This is a genomic window from Mucilaginibacter sp. (assembly GCF_036568825.1).
GTDB lineage: Bacteria > Bacteroidota > Bacteroidia > Sphingobacteriales > Sphingobacteriaceae > Mucilaginibacter.
On the sequence record NZ_DATCRU010000007.1, the window covers coordinates 1 to 21,696 of the forward strand.

The 21,696-nt window shown below is 40.5% G+C and carries 22 protein-coding genes; 12 read left to right on the top strand and 10 right to left on the bottom strand.

Going from position 1 to position 21,696, the window contains the following annotated elements; genetic code table 11:
• From VIM89_RS01480 to VIM89_RS01495, 4 genes are all read left to right on the top strand, one after another.
• On the top strand, window positions 1-351 hold a 351-nt coding region (locus tag VIM89_RS01480; protein WP_488154346.1), incomplete at its 5' end, for a glycosyltransferase family protein.
• Between the two features lie 106 nt (window positions 352-457).
• Window positions 458-1,480, top strand: coding sequence for a Holliday junction branch migration DNA helicase RuvB (ruvB, locus tag VIM89_RS01485; RefSeq protein WP_488154347.1), 1,023 nt, complete (start codon window positions 458-460; stop codon window positions 1,478-1,480).
• 73 nt (window positions 1,481-1,553) lie between these two features.
• Window positions 1,554-2,630 carry a Gfo/Idh/MocA family protein gene (locus VIM89_RS01490; RefSeq protein ID WP_488154348.1) on the top strand — a complete coding sequence of 359 codons (1,077 nt, stop codon included), beginning with the start codon at window positions 1,554-1,556 and terminating at the stop codon, window positions 2,628-2,630.
• Between the two features lie 81 nt (window positions 2,631-2,711).
• Window positions 2,712-3,527, top strand: coding sequence for a polysaccharide deacetylase family protein (locus VIM89_RS01495; RefSeq protein ID WP_488154349.1), 816 nt, complete (start codon window positions 2,712-2,714; stop codon window positions 3,525-3,527).
• Here VIM89_RS01495 and VIM89_RS01500 read toward each other — a convergent pair.
• Window positions 3,524-3,907: a pentapeptide repeat-containing protein gene (locus VIM89_RS01500; RefSeq protein WP_488154350.1), complete on the bottom strand. Its 384-nt coding sequence runs from the start codon at window positions 3,905-3,907 to the stop codon at window positions 3,524-3,526. The two genes, VIM89_RS01495 and VIM89_RS01500, sit on opposite strands and share 4 nt — an antisense overlap.
• 179 nt (window positions 3,908-4,086) lie before the next feature.
• Between VIM89_RS01500 and VIM89_RS01505 the strand changes: the two genes are divergently transcribed.
• Entirely contained in the window at window positions 4,087-4,569 is a 483-nt protein-coding gene (locus VIM89_RS01505; RefSeq protein ID WP_488154351.1) for a nuclear transport factor 2 family protein, read from the top strand.
• Window positions 4,570-4,571: 2 nt separating this feature from the next.
• Here VIM89_RS01505 and VIM89_RS01510 read toward each other — a convergent pair whose 3' ends face one another.
• Both VIM89_RS01510 and VIM89_RS01515 read right to left on the bottom strand, forming a co-directional pair.
• Window positions 4,572-4,811, bottom strand: coding sequence for a hypothetical protein (locus VIM89_RS01510; RefSeq protein WP_488154352.1), 240 nt, complete (start codon window positions 4,809-4,811; stop codon window positions 4,572-4,574).
• Between the two features lie 12 nt (window positions 4,812-4,823).
• Window positions 4,824-5,291, bottom strand: coding sequence for a SpoIIAA family protein (locus VIM89_RS01515; RefSeq protein WP_488154353.1), 468 nt, complete (start codon window positions 5,289-5,291; stop codon window positions 4,824-4,826).
• 115 nt (window positions 5,292-5,406) lie between these two features.
• Here VIM89_RS01515 and queG point away from each other — a divergent pair, with 115 nt between their 5' ends.
• Window positions 5,407-6,351 (top strand): tRNA epoxyqueuosine(34) reductase QueG, encoded by a 945-nt coding sequence (gene queG / locus VIM89_RS01520; RefSeq protein WP_488154354.1) that lies wholly within the window; start codon window positions 5,407-5,409, stop codon window positions 6,349-6,351.
• Between the two features lie 40 nt (window positions 6,352-6,391).
• Here the strand turns inward: queG and VIM89_RS01525 are convergent, their stop codons facing one another.
• A complete protein-coding gene (locus VIM89_RS01525) occupies window positions 6,392-7,453 on the bottom strand; it encodes an exonuclease domain-containing protein (protein WP_488154355.1) in 1,062 nt (353 codons plus the stop codon).
• Window positions 7,454-7,573: 120 nt separating this feature from the next.
• Here VIM89_RS01525 and VIM89_RS01530 point away from each other — a divergent pair, with 120 nt between their 5' ends.
• The 3 genes from VIM89_RS01530 (at window position 7,574) to VIM89_RS01540 (ending at window position 13,503) form a co-directional block, all read left to right on the top strand.
• Entirely contained in the window at window positions 7,574-9,556 is a 1,983-nt protein-coding gene (locus VIM89_RS01530; protein WP_488154356.1) for a DUF3858 domain-containing protein, read from the top strand.
• A gap of 63 nt (window positions 9,557-9,619) precedes the next feature.
• Window positions 9,620-11,599: a transglutaminase family protein gene (locus VIM89_RS01535; RefSeq protein ID WP_488154357.1), complete on the top strand. Its 1,980-nt coding sequence runs from the start codon at window positions 9,620-9,622 to the stop codon at window positions 11,597-11,599.
• The gene (locus VIM89_RS01540) at window positions 11,596-13,503 is read left to right on the top strand and encodes a DUF3857 domain-containing protein (RefSeq protein ID WP_488154358.1); all 1,908 of its coding nucleotides are present in this window, start codon (window positions 11,596-11,598) and stop codon (window positions 13,501-13,503) included. Before VIM89_RS01535 ends, VIM89_RS01540 begins: the two co-directional genes overlap by 4 nt.
• On the opposite strand, the gene VIM89_RS01545 is transcribed toward VIM89_RS01540, so the two are convergent.
• The 6 genes from VIM89_RS01545 to VIM89_RS01570 all read right to left on the bottom strand — a co-directional run bounded on the left by VIM89_RS01545 (window position 13,504) and on the right by VIM89_RS01570 (window position 19,035).
• On the bottom strand, window positions 13,504-13,626 hold the full coding sequence (locus tag VIM89_RS01545) for a hypothetical protein (protein WP_488154359.1): 123 nt from the start codon (window positions 13,624-13,626) through the stop codon (window positions 13,504-13,506).
• Window positions 13,627-13,653: 27 nt separating this feature from the next.
• The gene (locus tag VIM89_RS01550) at window positions 13,654-14,223 is read right to left on the bottom strand and encodes a C40 family peptidase (RefSeq protein WP_488154360.1); all 570 of its coding nucleotides are present in this window, start codon (window positions 14,221-14,223) and stop codon (window positions 13,654-13,656) included.
• A gap of 71 nt (window positions 14,224-14,294) precedes the next feature.
• Window positions 14,295-16,904 carry a DNA mismatch repair protein MutS gene (gene mutS / locus VIM89_RS01555; protein WP_488154361.1) on the bottom strand — a complete coding sequence of 870 codons (2,610 nt, stop codon included), beginning with the start codon at window positions 16,902-16,904 and terminating at the stop codon, window positions 14,295-14,297.
• A gap of 100 nt (window positions 16,905-17,004) precedes the next feature.
• A complete protein-coding gene (locus tag VIM89_RS01560) occupies window positions 17,005-17,469 on the bottom strand; it encodes a DoxX family protein (RefSeq protein WP_488154362.1) in 465 nt (154 codons plus the stop codon).
• 156 nt (window positions 17,470-17,625) lie between these two features.
• Complete coding sequence (locus tag VIM89_RS01565; RefSeq protein ID WP_488154363.1) at window positions 17,626-17,874, bottom strand: 4a-hydroxytetrahydrobiopterin dehydratase; 249 nt, start codon at window positions 17,872-17,874, stop codon at window positions 17,626-17,628.
• A gap of 129 nt (window positions 17,875-18,003) precedes the next feature.
• Complete coding sequence (locus VIM89_RS01570; protein WP_488154364.1) at window positions 18,004-19,035, bottom strand: right-handed parallel beta-helix repeat-containing protein; 1,032 nt, start codon at window positions 19,033-19,035, stop codon at window positions 18,004-18,006.
• Window positions 19,036-19,373: 338 nt separating this feature from the next.
• On the opposite strand from VIM89_RS01570, the gene VIM89_RS01575 reads away from it, so the two are divergent.
• The 3 genes from VIM89_RS01575 to VIM89_RS01585 all read left to right on the top strand — a co-directional run bounded on the left by VIM89_RS01575 (window position 19,374) and on the right by VIM89_RS01585 (window position 21,665).
• Window positions 19,374-19,757, top strand: coding sequence for a ribosomal maturation YjgA family protein (locus tag VIM89_RS01575; protein ID WP_488154365.1), 384 nt, complete (start codon window positions 19,374-19,376; stop codon window positions 19,755-19,757).
• A 14-nt stretch (window positions 19,758-19,771) separates the two neighbouring features.
• Window positions 19,772-20,536, top strand: coding sequence for an oxygenase MpaB family protein (locus tag VIM89_RS01580; RefSeq protein WP_488154366.1), 765 nt, complete (start codon window positions 19,772-19,774; stop codon window positions 20,534-20,536).
• 193 nt (window positions 20,537-20,729) lie between these two features.
• Window positions 20,730-21,665: a hypothetical protein gene (locus tag VIM89_RS01585; RefSeq protein WP_488154367.1), complete on the top strand. Its 936-nt coding sequence runs from the start codon at window positions 20,730-20,732 to the stop codon at window positions 21,663-21,665.
• The last annotated feature ends 31 nt before the right edge of the window (window positions 21,666-21,696 follow it).

Here is a 21,696-nt window from a genome sequence, read left to right on the forward strand (position 1 = left end):
ATCAAAAACTGGCCTTTCGACCGCATCTTCATTTCCTATGGCGCTTCAGTCTATGTGCGCATGATCACCTGGATGCCTGTGAAAGATTGCACTGCAGGTTTTGTATGCTACAAAAAAGAAGTGCTGGAAAAAATACCCCTGGACAAAGTGCAGTTTATTGGCTATGCTTTCCAGATAGAGATGAAATATACTACGGTAAAACATGGCTTTAACCTGGTTGAAATCCCTATAATTTTTACAGACCGTACGGAAGGCGCCTCAAAAATGTCAAAAGGGATATTTAAAGAAGCTATTTTTGGCGTTATACAAATGAAGATCAACAGTATTTTCAGGAAATATCCGGAAGGATGAATGCGGAAGTTTGAATGCGGAAGTTTTTTTTAAATTATTGTTTTTCTAATTCCGCATTCGACATTTCGACTTCCGCAATCAAAAAATAAATACTAAATTCGTTAGCATGAATGAATACCTTGATCCTGATGGTGAAAAACTCTCTCCTGTTGAACGTGATATCGAAAAAGTATTACGTCCGCAAGCATTTGAGGATTTTACCGGTCAGCATAAAATATTAGCCAATTTACGTGTATTTGTACAGGCAGCACGCCAGCGCGGCGAAGCGCTTGACCATGTGTTGCTGCACGGCCCACCGGGATTAGGTAAAACCACTCTATCGCACATCATCGCCAATGAGATGGGCGTTGGTATCAAGATTACTTCTGGCCCCGTATTAGATAAACCCGGTGATCTTGCAGGTCTGCTTACCAACCTTGAGGCGGGAGATATCTTATTTATTGATGAGATACACCGCTTAAGTCCACTGGTTGAAGAATACTTGTATTCGGCCATGGAGGATTTTAAGATCGATATTATGTTGGAGACCGGCCCTAATGCACGCTCGGTACAATTGTCGTTGAATCCGTTTACATTGGTGGGTGCCACTACCCGATCAGGCTTGCTTACCGCCCCCCTTCGCGCCCGTTTCGGAATTAATTCAAGACTTGAATACTATGATTCTAAGTTATTGACTAACATCGTATTAAGATCAGCATCGATATTAAAAACACCGATTAGCGAGGAAGGCGCTTATGAGATAGCACGTCGCAGTCGTGGTACACCGCGTATTGCGAATGCACTGTTGCGTCGTACGCGAGATTTTGCCCAGATAAAAGGGAACGGCAACATCGATACCGATATAGCCAACTATGCACTGAACGCCCTGAATGTAGATCAGCATGGTCTGGATGAAATGGATAACAAGATTTTGTTGACCATCATTGATAAATTTAAAGGCGGACCTGTCGGTTTAAAAACCATTGCGACAGCCGTTGGCGAAGATGAAGGAACTATTGAAGAGGTGTATGAACCGTTCCTGATACAAGAGGGATTTTTGATGCGTACAGCCCGCGGTCGGGAAGCAACTGATAATGCGTATAAGCATTTGGGCAAGCCGCGTACAGGTGGCAATCCAACTTTGTTTTAAAGTGTTATTTTTCTGTTACATCTGCTGATCGTATTAAAATATTATTTCTTTTGCTGCACCCATTTATTTTACCATGAAAAATAAAATATTCCTGACTATTGCTCTGTTACTGAGCTTATTCACCATCGCATCGGCTCAAAAATTAAAAGTATGCGTAGCCGGTCTTAATCACGATCACATCTATAACATCCTGAATGCCTATAAACACGGGCAGGTAGATATTATCGGCATTGCAGAACCCAATCAGGAACTGTGGGAAAAATATGGCAAACAATTCAATCTGCCGGATGCTGTATTTTATACCGATTTGAAAACCATGCTGAAAGGCAAAAAACCTGATGCCGTGTTGGGCTATAACGCAGTCGCAAATCACGTTGATATTGTAGAAGTATGTGCACCGCTTGGTATCCCTGTTATGGTAGAAAAGCCTCTGGCAGCTACTTTAGATCAGGCAAAACGAATTGAAGAACTTGCTGATAAATATCATATCAAGGTATTGACCAATTACGAGACTACCTGGTACCCATCTTACAATGATGTGTATACTTCTGTAAACAACGACAGCATCGGCCCTATCAAAAAGATGGTGTTTCATGATGGTCACCAGGGGCCAAAGGAAATTGGCTGCAGCAAGGAGTTTTTAGCCTGGCTTACTGACCCTGTATTAAATGGTGCAGGCGCATTAAACGACTTTGGCTGTTACGGCGCCGACCTGGTAACCTGGTTTATGCATGGCCAGCAGCCTATTGCTGTAACTGCTATTGCAAGGCATTACAAACCAGAAGTTTACCCTAAAGTGGAAGACGACGCTACCATCTTGGTAGAATACCCAGGCGCTACCGCACAAATTGAAGGATCATGGAACTGGCCTTTCTCTATAAAAGACATGGAAGTATTTGGTGAACATGGTTATTATCATGCTTTTAACGGAACCGAAATTGCCAGTCGCATGCGCGAAAACAAGAAAGGCGCAAAGACTGTTACTTCACTGCCTGCACCTATTAATGATCCTTTGGTTTACCTGGCTGCAAATTTGAAAGGTGAGATAAAGGAAGATGACCAGTCGTCATTAAAATATAATATGATTGCGATGAAGATACTGGATGCAGCCAAAAGATCGATCAAAGAAGGTAAGCGGATAGTTTTATAAACAGTGCCAAATATTGTTAACATTTAACGATATGGTAATGTTATTTTCTTTTAATTTCGCCATCAAACAATACCATTCACTATGTTAAAATTAACCCCTGTACTCGCTGCGCTTGGCTTATTTGCAACCGTTACCTGCCAGGCTAAACCGATAGAAAATCCAACGCCGCTGCCTTTTGTAGTGATACCTCAGAATAATGCAGCCATCATGGGCCGCAAACAAGTACCTATTTTGTGTTACCACCAGATACGCGATTGGAAATCTACTGATTCCAAAGTATCAAAAGATTATATCATACCACCTGCGGCTTTTAAGTCACATTTAAAAATGCTGGCCGAGCAGGGTTACCATACTATCCTGCCCGATCAATTGTATGATTACCTGACCAAAGGCACACCGCTGCCAAGCAAACCTATCATGCTGACTTTTGATGATACCGATAAGGATCAGTTTGATATAGCCCGTCCTGAAATGAAAAAATATGGTTTTAAGGGCGTGTTCTTTATCATGACTGTATCAATTGGTAAAGTAAAGCATTACATGAGCTCTGAACAGATAAAACAGCTATCTGATGAAGGAAATGTTATTGCCAGCCATACCTGGAACCACAGCAACTTCAAAAAATTATCTACTGCCAAGGACTGGGAAATTCAGTTGGATAAACCAACCAAAAAGCTGGAGGAAATTACCGGAAAACCTGTTAAATATTTTGCTTATCCATTTGGTGTATGGAACGAAGCGAATCTGCCTCAATTACACAAACGCGGCTTTAAACTGGCATTCCAGTTAGCCGAGAAACGTGACGCAAATGACCCACTGATGACCGTGCGAAGAATATTGGATAGCGGTTACTGGTCTGACAAAGCGTTGATGAATAGCATCGAGCATAGTTTCTAAGAAGACTTTCCGACGGTATATTGATTGATCAGTTCTTCAATCAGTATACCGTTTATTTTTAGTCCTTTTATATTACAATCCGTTAGTTCAACACTACTAAGGTCGCAATTAGTAATCGTGCTACCATGTAAATCACAATCCTTAAAACGCAGAGGGCGCTGCCTCGCTTCAGGGTCATACATTGGGTGATCTTTCGGCGGCATACCAATATTATGAATATAAGCACCGCCTAATTGTGCTCCTTCTATCTCCAGGTCGCTTAGATTAGCATTCACAATTTTTACGTTAGCCATCGCTACATCAAAAAAATCTGAATTATTTAGCATGGCATTCTTTGCAATAATTACTTTGCAATCTTCTTTTATTTCGATGGTATCCATAGCGTTTGGTTTACTTCAAATGTCAGTAATTAAAGCCTGAAAATGAACTCATAAAATCGACAAACTAAGGGTGCTTTTGCGACACTCAATCATATTAAAATAAGCATTTACGAGTAACTCTTTTAGGGTGATTTCAATAAAAAATTTCCATAATTAACTGATAATGTGTATATTCAAACATGAACCGACCATTATCTTATTGTAGCATAGTCGTCTTACTGATACTTTCAGTACAGGTTTTAAAAGCACAAACAACCGATGTGATAAGCGAGCATTTTAAGCTTTTGAATAGTCACGATATCAAAGGATTAGCCAATGAATATGCGATTGATGCAATGATTTATTCGCCTAATTGGGAAGGCCCCAAGATTGGGCCAACAGGTGTAACCGATGTTTACACTCGGTATTACAAAACTACACCAGATCTTGCTTACACGGTTACCAATACTATCAAGTCAGGTGATAATATAATTGTGCAGTATTCTTGGGGAGGTACCATGGCTAAGCCGGAAAACGGGGAACCGTCCTATATGGAAGGCAAAAAATATATGCTGCAATGCTGTGCAATCTTCGTTATTAAAAACAATAAAATAATCAAAGAAACCAACTATTTTGATCAGGTGGCGTATCTGCGCCAGGTTGGTTTCTTTGATAAGCACTGATCCTACAGCGCATATTTTTTAGATTCAGCATTCTTTTTAGATGGCTTTTCTTCGGCCGGAGCTCCCGGATCGCCATTATCATTATCGGGTGTAACGGTGGGGACACGTTCCTTATCAGGCTTATTCTGATCTGTTGGCTGCTCGCCTTTTTCTAAATAATTATCACCATCTTTATTGGTTATCGAGTCGTCCTTATTCAGGATATGCTCGTCCTTAGGATTATTCATTGCTGCGCTTTCCATAAAATTATATTTTTAAAGATTTTCACCTGCAGGGCCCTGCCCTTTGTTTGATGAGCGAGATTGAATATCGTTCAATACCGTATCCGAGGAAACTGTATCATGAAATTCATCTTCATGTTTTGCAGATACCCAGGCAATAGCCTCAGGCAACTCCGTTAATTTATATCCACGCGATTCGCCGGGTATAAAATGTCTGAACACATCAGTAAGCCATTCAACACTCGCCTGATCTGTTACTATCGCAACCTTATTCCACTTAGTAAAATTCTTTAAACCAAGCTTAAAGTCTTCGAACCAGGCCGCCGCGCTAAAATTCTGCACGTTAGTCTCTAGTACCAATAAATAATTTATTTCACCCTGACGCTTTGCTAATTCCTCTAAATGCGGAATTAATACTCTTTCATAATCGTCTTTATTCACTTCTCCTGTGGCACGTATGCCAACAACATGATCCGGAAGATCATTTATAAACTGTAACATGTTAGTATTTTATTAATAGTTATAATTATACAACAGTTAAGAAAAAAATCTGTTTCGCTTAATACCGCATTCATATGATTTAGCCATCATTTTACTTTATATTATCTTTGCATAAATGCAGCAGAATCTATCGGCTTATAGCAAACTGATCAAAACCGAGGCTAAAAAACTCGGCTTTTTGTTTTGCGGTATTTCTAAGGCTGAATTTTTGGAGCAGGAAGCCCCACGCCTCGAGTCGTGGTTAAAGCAGAACATGCAGGGCGAAATGCATTACATGGAAAATTATTTTGATAAGCGCCTTGATCCCCGTTTATTAGTAGATGGCGCTAAATCAGTGATTTCCCTTGGATTGAATTATTATTCAGAACAACAACAATCAGATCCCTCAGCTCCTAGGATTTCAAAATATGCATATGGTATTGATTACCATAGTGTTATTAAAGATAAATTAAAGCAATTATTGCAGACGCTCAACGAGAAGATCGGCGAGGTACATGGCCGTGCTTTTGTTGATTCTGCTCCGGTCTTGGATAAGGCCTGGGCAAAAAAAGCAGGATTAGGTTGGGTTGGTAAAAACACCAATCTTATTAATACAAAAAAAGGATCTTTCTTTTTTTTAGCTGAGCTGATCGTAGATATCGAATTAGAATATGATATTCCTTCCACTGCCGATCATTGCGGTACCTGTACCCGTTGCATCGATGCCTGCCCCACTGAAGCAATTGTTGCACCATATGTTGTTGATGGTAGCCGGTGCATCTCCTACCTCACCATCGAGCTGAAAAACGAAATACCACAAGAGTTTAAAGGCAAAATGGATAACTGGATGTTCGGTTGCGATGTATGCCAGGATGTTTGTCCATGGAACCGTTTCTCCGTCCTGCATCACGAATCAGCCTTTGAACCTCGCAGTAATTTACTTGAAATGAGCAAAAAAGACTGGGAAGAGATTACCGAAGATGTTTTTCAAAAAGTATTTGAAAAATCTCCGGTGAAAAGAGCCAAATTCGCAGGCTTGCAACGGAATATCTCGTTTTTAAAGAATATCCCTGATCAGTAAATCAGTATTATCACTAATTTACCGATCACTGATTAACTAATCATCCCTTCTTAAATTTATCCGTAAGCATCTTTAGCATGTCGTCATCAACGGGCCGGGCAGGCTCATCCTTTTTAGGCGGACGATTGTAATTATTATTCCTGTTATCGGGTTTACGAAATTCCTTTTTAGGCTGGTTGTCTGCAGGCTTTGAAGTCGTAGCGGGCTTTGAAGCGGCAACAGGTTTATCAGTAGGCTGAGCTGGTTTTTCCTGCTCTGTTTTAGGTTGAACAGGTCTTTCCCTGCGCTCTGCTACTCTTTTAGCATTCCAACGACTGTAAATTTCTTCCAGTTTGCGCTTGGTATACAAAGGGAAATCGCCCTGCATCATCCAGGCATAGTAGCTTGGTTCTACAGTAAAAACGTCTTCTACTTTTTTGCCTTTGTGCTTACCAAAATTAAATATTTCTTCGCCCTGCTCATTAAATACCATTCGCCCGGCAAAATCAACCGGTCTGTTCAGGTTAGTAAAGTGATGTAAAGCTTCAATATCGTTTACAATAGGCTTTAAACTATTACCTTTCTTATCGATAAAGTCTGCATCCTTATACTTTTCTATCTGTGCCAGCAACACTTCCATAGTAGCACGGGTATCTGCCTCAGCGGAGTGCGCATTGATGATCTCCTTATTGCAATAGAATAAATAAGCCGCCTTTAAGGTGCGCTGTTCCATCTGGTGAAAAATATTCTGCACATCAACAAAATACCTGTTGTCGATATCAAATGGGATGCCCGCACGCAAAAACTCCTCCATCAGCATCGGGATATCAAACTTGTTGGAATTGTACCCCGCAAGGTCGCTATCACCAATAAACTCAGCTATTTCGGCTCCTACTATGCTAAAAGCAGGTTCATTTTTTATATCATTATCATATATTCCATGTACCAGAGAAGTTTCAAGGGGAATGGCAACACCAGGGTTAATGCGCCATGTTTTAACTTCCTCTTTTTCTTCCGGATTAAGTTTTATAACAGATATTTCTACAATACGATCGATCCCAACATTAGTTCCGGTAGCTTCCAGGTCAAAGAATGCAAGAGGGCGTTTTAAATTCAGTTTCATTTTTCTTATAAAGAAAGGCATGCAAAGGTCTTAAAAAGTTTTTACAGGCAAAATTTTTTGAAGCATTAAAAATTTACACATTTTAAATTTTATCTTCATCCGCTTAAACTTTTTACCCCTATGTGTAAATACCTGCTCTCTTTTATCATACTTTTTATCTCTCTCTCAGTAAAAGCTCAAAATTTCGAATATGGCAAAGCCACTCAGGCAGAGATGGATATGAAAGTCTATGATAAAGATACTTCAGCACACGCCGTAATATTGAATGAATATGGCAAAGCGGAGATCGGAATGTCTTTTGACAACAATATTCGGTTGACTTACGAATACCATGTTAAGATAAAGATTCTCGACTCAAGGGGTTTTTTTAGTGGAACGGTAGTATTGCCTTTGTTTAACAATGAAGACAACACCGCTGGAGATGAAATTAATAATATCAGCGGCATAACATCTTATAAAGACGATAATGGTATAACACAGGTAGCAGAACTGGATACCAAAAACATCTATAAAACCAAAGTAAACAAATTTGAAAGCACCTGGAAGTTTGCAATGCCGGATGTGCGTGCCGGTTGTGTAATAGAATACCGGTATATCTTAATATCTCCGTTTTTTGATCATTTGCACAGCTGGGCTTTTCAGTCTATTCTTCCCAAGGTGCATTCAGCATATGAAGCTAAAATACCGGGATTCTGGAACTACAATGTAGCCTTAAGAGGTTCGCTAAAGTTATCAAAAAGTAAGTCGGATGTTCAAAACGATTGCTTTTCAGCGGGAAATTCTAAAAGTGGCTGCCTGTTGCTTAGCTATGCGATGGACGATGTGCCGGCATTTGTATTTGAAGAGTATATGACTTCGCCCAAAAACTATATGGCGGCGTTGAATTTCGATCTGATCGAATTTACCAATCCATACACCGGTCAAAAAAAGAAAGTAACCAAAGAATGGAAGGATGTAGATAATATTCTGAAGGATAATCCTGAGTTTGGTAGCCTGCTCAAAAAGAAAAATGTAGTAAAAGACCATGTCCCACCAGCAATTTTAACTATCAACGACACTACTGAGCGGGCAAAAGCCATATACAGGTGGGCACAAAGCTGGTTTAAGTGGAATAATTTTAACGGTATTTACAGCCATGATGGCTTGAAGAAAGCCATAGAAGCACACACAGGAAGCGATGCGGAGATTAACCTGACGTTGGTTAACGCTTTAAACATTGCAGGAATTACTGCAGAAGCTGTTTTGTTATCAACACGCGAGCATGGTTTAGTTAATAAACTATATCCCGTGATAGGTGATTTTAATTATGTAGTTGCCCGGGTCCCTATAGGTGGTAAATCTTATTTTTTAGATGCCACTGATCCGGTTTTACCTTTTGGTATGCTGCAAATAAAATGCCTGAACGACCAGGGTCGTGCATTCAGCCTGGATAAGCCATCCTATTGGGTTGACATGGATACCAAACAACGCAAGATAAGCACAATTACGCTTGATCTGACGCTGCAGGACGATGGTAAACTAAAAGGCAAACTCAATCACTATACACAGGGATTTGATGCTTATGTCAGAAGAAAAGAGATAAAGAAATTTAATTCAATAGATGAATATATAGAAAGCCTTGAGGGGCGGTGGCGCCATATAAAAGTCCTGAAATCAAATATTACCAATATTGACAGTTTGGATGCGCCTATTAACGAAGACCTTGATATTGAAATAGATACAAGAAACAGCTTTGTTAAGGATCATTATGGTTTTAATCCATACTTCTTTGACAAAAGAGATGTCAACCCATTTAAGCTAACCAATCGCAACTATCCTGTCGACATGGGAATGCCCTATGAAGAGCGTTATGTTTTAGTTCTTCACATGCCCGATAAGTACGGAATTGAATCTGCACCGAAAAACCAGTCATTATCATTAGCTGATAATGATGCTTTTTTTGCTATAAAGTTTGATGAAAACAATAATACTTATACATTTTCAAGCCTGATCAAGGTCAACAATACGATCTATCCTGCCGGTGAATATACTTCTTTAAAAGAGTTTTTCAATAAGGTAATTCTTGCGGAAAAAGAAAACCTATTATTTAAAAAGAAGCAGTAATCTTTCCTTTTAAAATATGCGTTAAAAGTCATAATTTAATGCCACCTAAATTTTGTAACAATTATGAAAAAAATTTTACTCCTCTTTATAGTTATTTTTAGTTCAGTATGCGCATTTGGTCAGGATTTTCCTTATGGTGAGGTAGATAATGCCGCATTGAACCTGAAAAAATATGATAAAGATACTTCGGCACATGCTGTTGTTTTGAATGAATACGGAACATCAAGAATAAATCTGACAAATGACTACCAGGTAAGGCTAACTTTTGAATATCACACCAAAATAAAGTTTTTTGATAGTAAGGAATTTGAGAGAGAAGGCACATTTGTTATACCGGTTTATAGCGGTGATGCTATGGCATATGAAGAGGTTGAGAAGGTTAAAGGTATAACTTTTTATAAAGATGATAACGGGAATGTCCAACAGGCAGAGCTGAATCCCAAAAAAGTTATAACGGAAAAAAGAGACAAACACTATTCATTAATAAAGTTTACAATGCCTGCTTTGCGAAGCGGTTGTATTATCGAAGTAACCTACCACCTGATATCGCCTTATTTTCGGCTGTTTCATCCATGGTATTTCCAGGATTATATTCCTAAAATATATTCTGAATATGAAGTACATATACCGGGTCTGTGGAATTTCAACGCCTCAATGCGTGGTTACTTAAAGCTTACCAAAAACACTGCAAAAGTTGAAAGCAAGTGCTTTACGTTTGGAAGCGGTTCGGCAGATTGTTCAAACATTGTGTACGGCATGAGCGATATTCCTGCTTTTAAACCAGAGGATTATATGACTGCCGAAAAAAACTACAAATCGGCGGTGTATTTTGAACTGGAGGAAGAGACGGATCTGCAGAACGGTGCAAAAACAAAATACGCCAAAGAATGGAAAGATATAGACTATAACCTGAAAACAGAGAGATGGTTTGGCGGACAGCTTAAACGTGGTGGGTTAATGAAGGACCGTATTGCGCCCGTAATCGCCGGTAAAACCGATCAGATGGAAAAGGCCCAGGCCATTTATAATTACATTAAAAGTACTATAAAATGGAATGAAGATGAGGATTTTGGGAGCGACGATGGTATCCGGCAGGCACTGACAAGTCATAGCGGCAATGCCGGTGATATTAACCTGGCCCTGGTAACTGCCTTAAATGCCGGAGGTATACCTACAGAGGCAATATTATTGTCTACCCGGGAACATGGTAACATCAATAAACTATATCCAAGTATTGGTGATTTTAACTATGTGGTAGCTAAGGCCAACATTGGTGATAAAAGTTATCTATTGGATGCAACAGAGCCACTGCTGCCTTTTGGCATGCTGCCTATGCGTTGCCTTAACGATCAGGGGCGTGTTTTCAGTCTTGATAAGCCTTCTTATTGGATCGATCTGAATACCAACCAACGGGAAAATATAACCTACGCATTGGATCTTACTTTACAGGATGATGGTAAAATGAAGGGCAGCATTACCCGTTATTCATCCGGCTACAGTGGATATTTGAGACGTATTGAAATAAAAAAATTCAACTCGATAAATGAATATGTGGAAAGCATTGGTGAAAAGTTGCGGAAGACAAAAATCGTCAAATCTGATTTTGTCAACATAGATAGTTTGGATAAACCCCTGGGCGAAACTTACGATGTAGAGATGAACATATATGATAGTATGAACCACGATCAACTTTCGTTTAGTCCTTTTCTGTTAAATCAGATTACCACTAATCCATTTAAACTAGCTGAACGTGATTTCCCTGTCGACTGGGGGATGCCTTCTGATGAACGTTATATTGTTAATGTTCATCTTCCGCAGCAATATGTTCTGGAAAATCCGCCACAGGCAATGTCAATAGCCATGCCTAATAAAGGCGGCAATTTCTTCACCGCGTTTGATGGTGATACTCAAAATTTCAGTTTCTCATATGATACGCGCTTTAATAAGTCTATTTATAGTCCCGAGGAATATCCATATTTGAAAGAGCTTTATAACAAGATCATCCTGGCTCAGAAAAACGAATTTGTGTTTAAGAAAAAATGATAAAAAGAATATTCCTGTTACCCTGCATGCTGTTGTGCTGTGTAGTAGCTAAAGCCCAGAGCAATTACGCAGCAAGCCTTATACCCAAAAGTTTACTACCATACGCGAGTGCTGTTGTTCGTAATGAGGAGATAACCGTTGAAATAAAGGATCTGGATAATGTATCCTACCATTTAAAAAAGGCGGTCACTGTACTTAACAAAAATGGCGACGACATAGCCCATATGGCGATCTTTTATAACAAAAGCGTTAGCATAAAAAATATTAAAGGCGTGGCCTATGATGAGTACGGAAAGCAAATAAGCAAGTTTAGTGAGCGCGATTTTGCTGATGAAGCCACCGGTGGCGGCGGCAATCTGTTCCAGGATTACCGGGTAAAACATTATATCCCTTCCATTACTCAATATCCTTACACCATTGAGTACGAATATGAACTGAAATATAAGCAGACATTAAATATTGAGAGCTGGGAGCCGGTCAATGAAACTAATATGGCTGTTGAACAAAGTTCATACAAGATCATTGCCAAACCTGATTTCAACCTCCGCTACAAGGAGATCAATGTTCCTCAAAAGGCAGAGATCGGTTCTACAAAAGATGGGCTAAAAACCTACTCATGGCAAATAAAAGATGTAAAGGCTATAAAAAATGAGCCTTATAGTCCGGATTGGCATACCTATTTCACACGTGTAATGGTTGCGCCCGAAAAGTTCAGTTATTATGGCATACAGGGTTCTTATACCAATTGGCAGCAACTTGGTAAATGGCAGTACGATAAACTATTGGCGAACAGACAGGATGTCCCGCCCGAAACAGCTGCTTATATTAAGGAATTAACTAATAACATTAGTGATCCGAAGCTCAAAGCACAGAAAATATATGAGTACATGCAGCATAAAACGCATTATGTGAGCATACAGATCGGCATTGGCGGTTATCAACCCTTTTCAGCCACTGAGGTAGACAAAGATGGTTATGGCGATTGTAAAGCATTGTGCAATTATACCAGGGCTTTGCTTAATGTAGCTGGTATCGAATCGTATTATTGTATTGTTTATGGCAATCGTAATGATAAGATCAGCATGCTACCTGATTTCGCGAGTATGCAAGGCAATCACGTAATCTTGTGCCTTCCATTTAAAAATGATACTACCTGGCTGGAATGTACAAGTCAGCAGATCCCTTTTGGATTTTTGAGTGACTTTACCGACGACCGTACTGTGCTGGCCTGCACACCCGATGGTGGCAAATTAATGCATACCCCAAAGTATACGGCGGAGGAAAATATTGAAAAACGCAAAGCTGACTTTGTGCTGAATGATGAAGGTGTTTTATCAGGCAGCATGGAAACCGTATTAAAGGGGACGGATTATGATGATCGGTATAATATTATAGAGGATGCTCAGTCTGAACGCATCAAGGATGTAAAAAGATATTATCCCATAAATAATATGGAGATAAAAAAACTGACTTACAAACAGGATAAAAGCCTTACTCCCTGCACCACAGAAGAGATAGAATTATCAGCCAAAGAATATGCCGCCATGAATAATGGGAAAATATATTTTTCGCTTAATTCTGTAAACCGTGCCCGAACACTCCGACAGACTATAAATCGCACTAATCCGGTATGTATTCAACGGGGGTATACAGAGGAGGATGATATTACTTATACCCTGCCCAAAGGCTACAAGTTGGAATCTGAACCTATAAAAAAACATCTTACCAGGCCTTTCGGGAACTTTACAATGACCATGAGCCTTGAAGACGATAAACTGGTTTATCATAGGGTATTGCAGCTTAAGGACGGAAATTATAGCAAAGACACCTACCAGGAACTGGTTGATTTCTTCCAAACAGCAGTAGACGCTGATGAATATAACGTAGTGCTCATTAAAAAGTGATCAGCCAAAAATAATGATGCCCAGGATGATGCCTACTATCATAATCACATAAAGTAAGATCTCCGTAGTGGCGAAGCGTTTATATTTAGTCCAAAAATTGTAGCGTTCCTTTTCTTCCGGCATAGTGTCGCAAAGTTACGGAATTTTGAATTACTTACTATCTGATGCATTAACGGTATCATCTGTAACCGCTACAGTCCCACATCGCGAAAAGTACTTGTAGGTATACGGATCGTGCAGTTTGGTTATCGTAACACCCCGGGTAGAGCTGGCATGAACATAATATCCATTTTGAAGATAGACTCCTACATGACTGAATTTTTTGCCGTCATAATCAAAAAACACCAAATCGCCTTCTTGTAGCTCTTCTTCATATTTCCTTTTGATGATCTGCACCTGCTGACCGGTAGTACGAGGGATATTGATGCCATACACCTGCTGTTCCAAAAGAAAGGATAACCCGGAGCAATCGATCCCGTCATGATCCAAACCACCAAAACGGTACGGTGTCCCCATCCATTGATCAATAAATGCATACAGGCGCCCGTTCTGTATCGAGTTGACATCCACCCCCAGTATAGCCGAATATTTTTCAGCAATATTAGGCTGTGGAGCCACAACTTCACCCGGTTCGCCTTTCATCACAGCACGGCGCGAATGACAGGCGGATAGAATTATGGTTGCTGCGAAAAGGATAATCAGGTTGTATTTTTTGATCATGAATTAAAAGTACAGACATTGCTTAAAAGTTAACTGCTTAGATTTTTAACATATCAACATTGAAATCCAAATCAGCTTTTGATCAATCGCTGTATTTCGTCTAATTTCATTAAAGCTTCAACCGGGGTAAGAGTATTAACATCGAGGTTATTCAGCGTATCGCGAATTTTTACTAATACCGGGTCATCAATGCTGAACATCTGCATCTGCACAGCCTGCTTCTGCACTTTACGAATGCTTTCTTTAATGTGCTCACCTCCTGTGCGTTCGTTTTCCAGTTTCTTTAATATTTCGTTAGCGCGCGCCAGTACTTTCGGTGGCATACCTGCCAGCTTGGCCACATGGATACCAAAACTATGCTCACTTCCTCCCGGAACCAGTTTCCGCAGGAAGATCACTTGATGGCCGACTTCTTTTACTGTGACATTGAAGTTTTTAATCCGCGGGTGAGAGTTGCTTAACTCGTTCAATTCGTGATAATGCGTAGCAAATAAGGTTTTAGCCCGTGCTGTAGGGTTGTTGTGCAAATATTCAGCAATAGCCCATGCAATGGAGATACCATCATATGTTGACGTACCACGACCGATCTCATCCAACAGAATTAAACTACGGTCCGACAAATTGTTCAATATACTTGCCGTCTCATTCATCTCCACCATAAACGTTGATTCGCCCGATGAAAGATTATCAGATGCCCCTACCCTTGTAAATATCTTATCAACCAAACCGATCGACACTTGCTTGGCCGGCACAAAGCAGCCCATTTGCGCCATCAGCACGATCAATCCTGTTTGTCTGAGCAAAGCCGATTTACCCGCCATATTCGGACCGGTAATAATGACGATTTGCTGTGATTCGCTGTCAAGGTAAACATCGTTGGTTATGTATTCTTCACCCAACGGCAAATGCTTTTCAATTACCGGGTGACGACCGCCTTTGATATCAATAAGCCGCCCTTCGTTGATATCTGGCTTTGTATAGTAGTTCTTTATAGAGATTGTTGCAAAGTTGAGCAGTACATCCAACTTGGCTATCAATTGCGCATTGAGTTGTATTGGCTTAATGTATTCGATAAGTGAATACAGCAGATCATTATACAGCTGAGATTCAAGCGCAAATATTTTTTCTTCTGCGCCTAAAATCTGCTCTTCGTATTCTTTAAGCTCTGGAGTAATATATCGTTCAGCATTCACTAAAGTTTGCTTGCGTATCCAATCGGAAGGCACTTTATCTCTATGAGCATGCGTTACCTCCAAATAATAACCAAACACATTATTAAAGGCTACTTTAAGTGATGGTATTCCAGTTTGCTCTGCTTCCCGTTTTTGTATTTCTAATAAATAGCCTTTTCCACCAAAAGCAATTTTGCGTAACCTGTCCAGTTCCTCACTTACTCCGGTATTGATCACTGAGCCTTTGATAACTGCAACCGGTGGCTCAGGATGAAGCTCCTTCTCAATCTTTTCGCTCATCAGCGTACAGGGGTTCAGCTGTTCAGCAATGGCTTTCAATGGCTGATTATCTGTTGCTTCGCATTGCTTTTTGATAGCCTCAATAGCTCTCAAAGCTTTCTTAAGCTGACAAACTTCACGCGGATTAGCTTTTTGCAAACCAATTTTAGAGATCAGTCTTTCCAGGTCACCGATCTGGCGGATATGTTGCTGCAATTCATCCCGCAGTTCATCCTGAGCAACTAAATATTCAACAACACCCAAGCGGTCGTTAATTGGTTTAATTTCCTTCAACGGCATTACTATCCATCGCCTCAATAACCTTGCTCCCATTGGGGAGCAGGTTTGATCCAGCACCTCTACCAGTGTATGCGCATTCTCATTGGATGAGCCCACCAATTCCAGGTTGCGGACGCTGTAACGGTCAAGCCATAAGTAACGATCTTCCTCTATCCTGCTGACAGCCGAAATATGCTGCAAGTTGCGGTGTTCGGTCTCATTCAAATAATGGAGAGCAACACCTGCAGCTATAATGCCCAGATTCAATTTATCAATACCAAAACCTTTTAACGATTTTACACCAAAATGCTTTAGTAATGTTTCCTGCGCATAATCACCGCTGTAGGGCCATTCATCCAGCATGTAGGTGTAAAAGCGGTCGCCATACAATTCTTTGAATTCGTGGTAACGGCTTTTTGGAAAGATCACTTCACTCGGACTAAAGCTTTGAAGCAATTTATCGATATAAGCACCATTACCCTGCGCCGTATGAAATTCGCCTGTCGAAATATCGATCAGGGCTATACCTATGCTGTTCTTCTCAAAATATAATGAGGCGAGATAGTTGTTACTTTTTTGCTGAAGGATATTATCGCTTATAGCTACTCCCGGCGTAACCAGTTCCGTTACCCCGCGGCGGACAATAGTTTTGGTAGCTTTCGGATCTTCCAACTGGTCGCAGATAGCCACACGTTGCCCGGCTCTTACCAGTTTGGGAAGATAAGTTTCTAATGAGTGATGCGGAAAACCGGCCAACTCGATATGAGTGGCGGCTCCATTGGCTCGTTTGGTCAATACAATGCCCAGTATACCGGCTGCCTTAACTGCGTCCTCGCCAAATGTCTCATAAAAATCCCCCACACGGAACAGCAATAACGCACCCGGATATTTCCCCTTGATCTGGTTATACTGCTGCATCAACGGCGTCTCTTTGCCCGAATCTTTTGCCAATAGTCTGTCCTTTTTATTAAAGGGCTAAAGTTAATTTATTGGCCTGTGATTGCCGTATTTGTTGAAAATTCGGGGTAGTGTTAGTTATTGCAAAAAGTAGTTAATAATTCTGCTCGACGATTAATCCAAAGTATGCCGCCCATACTATAAAGAATACTTGCATGGGGATGCGCAACCATAAATAGTTAATCCCCCTGCCTTCGTAAGTAGCGGTCTGGTAGTCAACGCTTTTATAAGCAGCATTGATATTGGCAGGTAATATGAGCAAAAAGAAGAGTATCAGCAAATCAGCCGAAAGGCGCCTGGTTGATGGCATGCACAATCCGATAGCAAATAAGGCTTCTACTACACCCGTGACATACACCAGCGCCCTCTTGCCCGGAATAAAGCTGGGCATCATCAGCATCATACCCTGCGAATAAATAAAATGTCCTATTGCTGTAAAAACCAGCATGGCGGCCATACCCAGGTTACCGGCGATAATGTAATCCCAACCGCCCGAGATGGCATGCGTGATCAGTAAAATAACCACTGAAGCTATAAGTAAAACGAGCAATGGCTTCATGATAAAGTCTTTGTAGCCTGAAAGATAAGAAATTAAATCTTAAAATCTAAATCCTAAGCGTCAAGCAAAAATTCTAAATTCTAAGCCCTAAATCCTAAATGTAAAATTCAACCTGCGAAATATTAAAATTCCGAAATCGAAAATCCGAAATCAATCTTAAACCAGCTTATCTATTCCCTCAGCCAGCTTATGGTCTTTATCGGTTACGATATCTCCGGCATCGTGGGTATTGAGCCAGATCTCTACCTTGTTCCATGTGTTTGTCCATGTAGGGTGATGATTGCTTTTTTCGGCCAGTAAAGCTACCCGGCACATGAATGAAAAAGCATCTGAGAAGTCTTTAAAAGTGAAAGCTTTATAAAGTTTATTGTCTTTTTCCTGCCACATGGTGATTGGGATTTTCATAAAAACGTTGGGTTGAATATAATTGTTTTGAAAAACAGACCAGCTAATCGGTTACAACCATGCTTGTAATTCACATTAAACAAAAAAGCCCCCTGCAATTACTCACAGAGGGCTGTCGCAATAATCGTCTTATTGCATTGTGATAATGGTTGTAGGAAGTATCGTAGCTGATATACCTGCTTTCAGATAATTGGTACTCCAACCAGCCGGTGCCGACACGCTCTTATCTACCCAAACATCCCATTCGGCGCCAGAGGTTTGATAATATTTAACCCAATTATAGCTCATATTCACATCCGTACTTGGTGCGCCCGAATAGTTAGCATAGCACATCCCTGCATTAGAGTACGGCGTGCTAGCACCATAGATCACATTATGATCCATTTTGATATGGCTTCCACCCTGCACCTGTGCGCCTACATAACCCGGATTGACCAGTTTATTCCAGCGCGCAACCTGGTATGAACCACCCACATCACCCAAAACGATGCCTGCTGCACCACCTGAATCATGCTGAATCTGTCCGCCTCTGATCCAGTTACCCATAACCTGTATAGAGTCACCAGGCAAACCGTTAGACTGATACAAGCTCAAACCATCCTGCGGATGTCCTACGCCTGGTATATCCTCGCACTTGTTATTATTGATCTGGTTGCCACCGCCACTTACGCCTGCAAATTGAACAAAACAACCGTCGGGAAATGGACCGAGCATGTTAAGGAACTGATTGCTGTTTACCTTTATCGTTGATCCCTGGTAAACATGAACACCTGATTTTACATTGGTAATAAAGCAATTATCAACGGTAATATTTGTGCAGTTGTTCAGCATAATACCGTACACTGAAGCATTGGCTAGCCTGCAATTGGTAATATGCACATTATTACAGTTATACAAAGCAATACAGTTGGTGCCACCGCTTATGGAAAGCCCGCTGATAGTGATATTACTTTTACTGTAATAAGCAATAGGAGCCGCAGTTGTGTAAGTTGTAGCCAACGAGCTTGTGGTATTCACAACTGCTATCGAGTTAGACGCAACTACTGCTTTTTCGACCGGTGCAGCCTGCTGGTCCTTCTGACATGATGATAAAGTTGCTGATAATAAAGCGGCTACACCTATCGTAGCCGCCATTGAACATAATTTGTTTTTGGTGGACATAATAATATTTAAATTAATTAGGCCCTCTTCTACGGTAAACCATGTTGCAACAGTTACCTATTGGTTAAATAATGTTTTCCACAAAAGCAAAATATTGTCCACAAAATCAATTAAACTAAACATATAGAAGTATAGTTCAGAATGTATCGGGTTATTCATAACGCAATGGCGCAATTTTTAACCAATAAGAAATTGCGAATTCACATATGGAATTAACTTAGATGATATTTGGTTTAAAAATCTGACTTGGCTATTTATTGAACTTTTCTTTAGTGAAGGAAGAAATCATTTGAAAATGTTGATAATTATATTTTACTTTGCATAACAAAGTACTTTTTATGAGAGCTAATTTAAATTATTTCCTCTTTTTTATTGTGTTGCTGGTCGTTGAATTGATGATCGGCATTTATATGCATGATGCATTCATCCGGCCATATGGCGGCGATTTCCTGGTGGTGATATTATTGTACTGTTTCATTAAAAGCTTTATGGACGCTTCCGTTACGAAGACTGCAATCGGAGTATTGGTATTTGCCTATGCTGTTGAGTTATCGCAGTATTTTCATTTAGTAAAACTTTTAAGTTTACAACATTCCCGGATAGCTCTATTGATCCTGGGAAACAGCTTTTCATTCAGCGATTTACTGTGTTATACACTTGGGATACTGCTTGTGCTGATTATCGAAAAAATACGAATTGGCCGGAAATTGAGTTTTAATTGAGAGAGGGAATATAGATGAGCAGCTATTTTGTAGATAAAAATTCTATTGTCCGGCAGATATGGGGAAAAGCCGATACCATACTTTTTATTTTTGCCGGTGCATCGGCTGAGTTTGCCTTAAATAAATCGGTCGATTGGTTATATTTTACCGGGCGTCTCCCCTCCGACCCTCTTGGACGCTTATTCAGCACGGTTGCTTACGCCCGGCGAATCCTGTTTTCAGAATATGATGCGGCATTACGTGCAATAGATCAGATCACTGCTATTCACAAAAATGTCGAGGCAGATCGGGGTATGCAAATCCCCGATGAGGCTTACCTGGACGTTTTATACCTGTTGATAGATTATTCTATCCGTTCTTACGAATTACTGGAACGCCAACTTTCCGAGGCTGAAAAGGCAGAAGTGTTTGAAGTATTTTATCGTGTAGGTAAGCGCATGGGCCTTGTCGGTTTGCCTGTAAGCTACCAGGATTGGCTGATCAAACGCGAAGAGCAATTATCAACAGACTTGATTTGCAGCGATTTCACTTTCGATCTTTATCGTAAATACCGAAAGCATTTGGGGTTTGTGCGCTATTGGATATTGAAGCAGGCGCAATTATTACTGGTTCCTCAACAGGCCAAGAAATTGCTTCGTCTGGGCAAAATTCATTGGTTATCGCCCATTGTATTTATTTATAAACTTTTCAGGCTCGTTAATCTTCAAAACATACTGAAAAACGCTATCCTTCCTCCTGCATATGTGGCACAGGTGCAGGCTATGGATCGTATTCCCTAATCACTGATTGCAAACATTCCGGCAAATAAATTTCGCCTGAGTAAAACTACGCTTTCATATCAGGTAAAATAACGCTTTACATTGCGTGCATACACTAACAATCATTCGGTTGCACTTTTTCAATTTTGGGTAATTAAAGGCTACAGACGCCTTTTATATCATTAACCCTATTAGAAAAATTAAATCCTGAAAAATGAAAAAGATCAATTACTTATCAGTTTTACTGGTTGCTGCATTGTTTTTTGTGACATCATGCGGTAAGGATGGCGCAACAGGTCCACAAGGTCAAACCGGGCCACGGGGGGTTACAGGTGCACAGGGAACCGCCGGTGCACAAGGTTTAACAGGGGCTGTTGGTCCGGCAGGCCCCACAGGAGCCAATGGCAAAAACGGAAGTGTTATTTATAGTGGCACAACCATACCCGCCGCTTCACTTGGCGTAGTTGGCGACTTTTACCTGAACACCACAACTGGTTTATTATATGGCCCCAAAACAGCTTCTGGCTGGGGAACAGGGTTTTCTCTGAAAGGCCCAACCGGCGCAACAGGCTCAACCGGAGCAACAGGAGCAGCGGGTAGCCAGATATTAAACGGCAGTGGCATTCCATCTGCGTCATTGGGCAACAATGGGGATTATTATCTTGATAAAACAAACTATTTACTATATGGACCTAAAACAATTACAGGCTGGGGGCCTGCGGTATCATTGCAAGGACCGGCAGGCACAGCTAATGTGCAATACTCTGGCTGGAATTTTGCAACAAATATCAGGGATACAACTATTGATGAATCCAGTTTAGTGATTGCTGATCTGTCTGCTCCTTCAATCACGTCATCAATGCTGAGTAACGCATCAATTCAAATGTATTTAAATTTTGGAGCTGGGGTATTTCCAATGCCTTATACCAGTGATGCAGGTGGCAAGGAAAGCACAATTAGTTATCTCCCTATGATAGGTCGCTTCATTATCACACGATTTACTGCAGACGACTCTGCCGGTGTATCATTATCAACCTTAATCCAATATCGGTATGTTATTATACCTGGCAGCGTGAATATTGGTCTGAATAATCATGTTAATCTTAAAGATTATGAGGCTGTAAGGAAATACTATCGAATACTTGATTAAATCCAAAACATCCTAATGAAAGAAGGATGCG

What these genes read in the sequence shown, in the direction of transcription:
- ruvB (WP_488154347.1), top strand. Translation starts at nt 458, where the DNA reads ATGAATGAATACCTTGATCCTGATGGTGAAAAACTCTCTCCTGTTGAA.
- VIM89_RS01490 (WP_488154348.1), top strand. Translation starts at nt 1,554, where the DNA reads ATGAAAAATAAAATATTCCTGACTATTGCTCTGTTACTGAGCTTATTC.
- VIM89_RS01495 (WP_488154349.1), top strand. Translation starts at nt 2,712, where the DNA reads ATGTTAAAATTAACCCCTGTACTCGCTGCGCTTGGCTTATTTGCAACC.
- VIM89_RS01500 (WP_488154350.1), bottom strand. Translation starts at nt 3,907, where the DNA reads ATGGATACCATCGAAATAAAAGAAGATTGCAAAGTAATTATTGCAAAG.
- VIM89_RS01505 (WP_488154351.1), top strand. Translation starts at nt 4,087, where the DNA reads ATGAACCGACCATTATCTTATTGTAGCATAGTCGTCTTACTGATACTT.
- VIM89_RS01510 (WP_488154352.1), bottom strand. Translation starts at nt 4,811, where the DNA reads ATGGAAAGCGCAGCAATGAATAATCCTAAGGACGAGCATATCCTGAAT.
- VIM89_RS01515 (WP_488154353.1), bottom strand. Translation starts at nt 5,291, where the DNA reads ATGTTACAGTTTATAAATGATCTTCCGGATCATGTTGTTGGCATACGT.
- queG (WP_488154354.1), top strand. Translation starts at nt 5,407, where the DNA reads ATGCAGCAGAATCTATCGGCTTATAGCAAACTGATCAAAACCGAGGCT.
- VIM89_RS01525 (WP_488154355.1), bottom strand. Translation starts at nt 7,453, where the DNA reads ATGAAACTGAATTTAAAACGCCCTCTTGCATTCTTTGACCTGGAAGCT.
- VIM89_RS01530 (WP_488154356.1), top strand. Translation starts at nt 7,574, where the DNA reads ATGTGTAAATACCTGCTCTCTTTTATCATACTTTTTATCTCTCTCTCA.
- VIM89_RS01535 (WP_488154357.1), top strand. Translation starts at nt 9,620, where the DNA reads ATGAAAAAAATTTTACTCCTCTTTATAGTTATTTTTAGTTCAGTATGC.
- VIM89_RS01540 (WP_488154358.1), top strand. Translation starts at nt 11,596, where the DNA reads ATGATAAAAAGAATATTCCTGTTACCCTGCATGCTGTTGTGCTGTGTA.
- VIM89_RS01545 (WP_488154359.1), bottom strand. Translation starts at nt 13,626, where the DNA reads ATGCCGGAAGAAAAGGAACGCTACAATTTTTGGACTAAATATAAACGC.
- VIM89_RS01550 (WP_488154360.1), bottom strand. Translation starts at nt 14,223, where the DNA reads ATGATCAAAAAATACAACCTGATTATCCTTTTCGCAGCAACCATAATT.
- VIM89_RS01560 (WP_488154362.1), bottom strand. Translation starts at nt 17,469, where the DNA reads ATGAAGCCATTGCTCGTTTTACTTATAGCTTCAGTGGTTATTTTACTG.
- VIM89_RS01565 (WP_488154363.1), bottom strand. Translation starts at nt 17,874, where the DNA reads ATGAAAATCCCAATCACCATGTGGCAGGAAAAAGACAATAAACTTTAT.
- VIM89_RS01570 (WP_488154364.1), bottom strand. Translation starts at nt 19,035, where the DNA reads ATGTCCACCAAAAACAAATTATGTTCAATGGCGGCTACGATAGGTGTA.
- VIM89_RS01575 (WP_488154365.1), top strand. Translation starts at nt 19,374, where the DNA reads ATGAGAGCTAATTTAAATTATTTCCTCTTTTTTATTGTGTTGCTGGTC.
- VIM89_RS01580 (WP_488154366.1), top strand. Translation starts at nt 19,772, where the DNA reads ATGAGCAGCTATTTTGTAGATAAAAATTCTATTGTCCGGCAGATATGG.
- VIM89_RS01585 (WP_488154367.1), top strand. Translation starts at nt 20,730, where the DNA reads ATGAAAAAGATCAATTACTTATCAGTTTTACTGGTTGCTGCATTGTTT.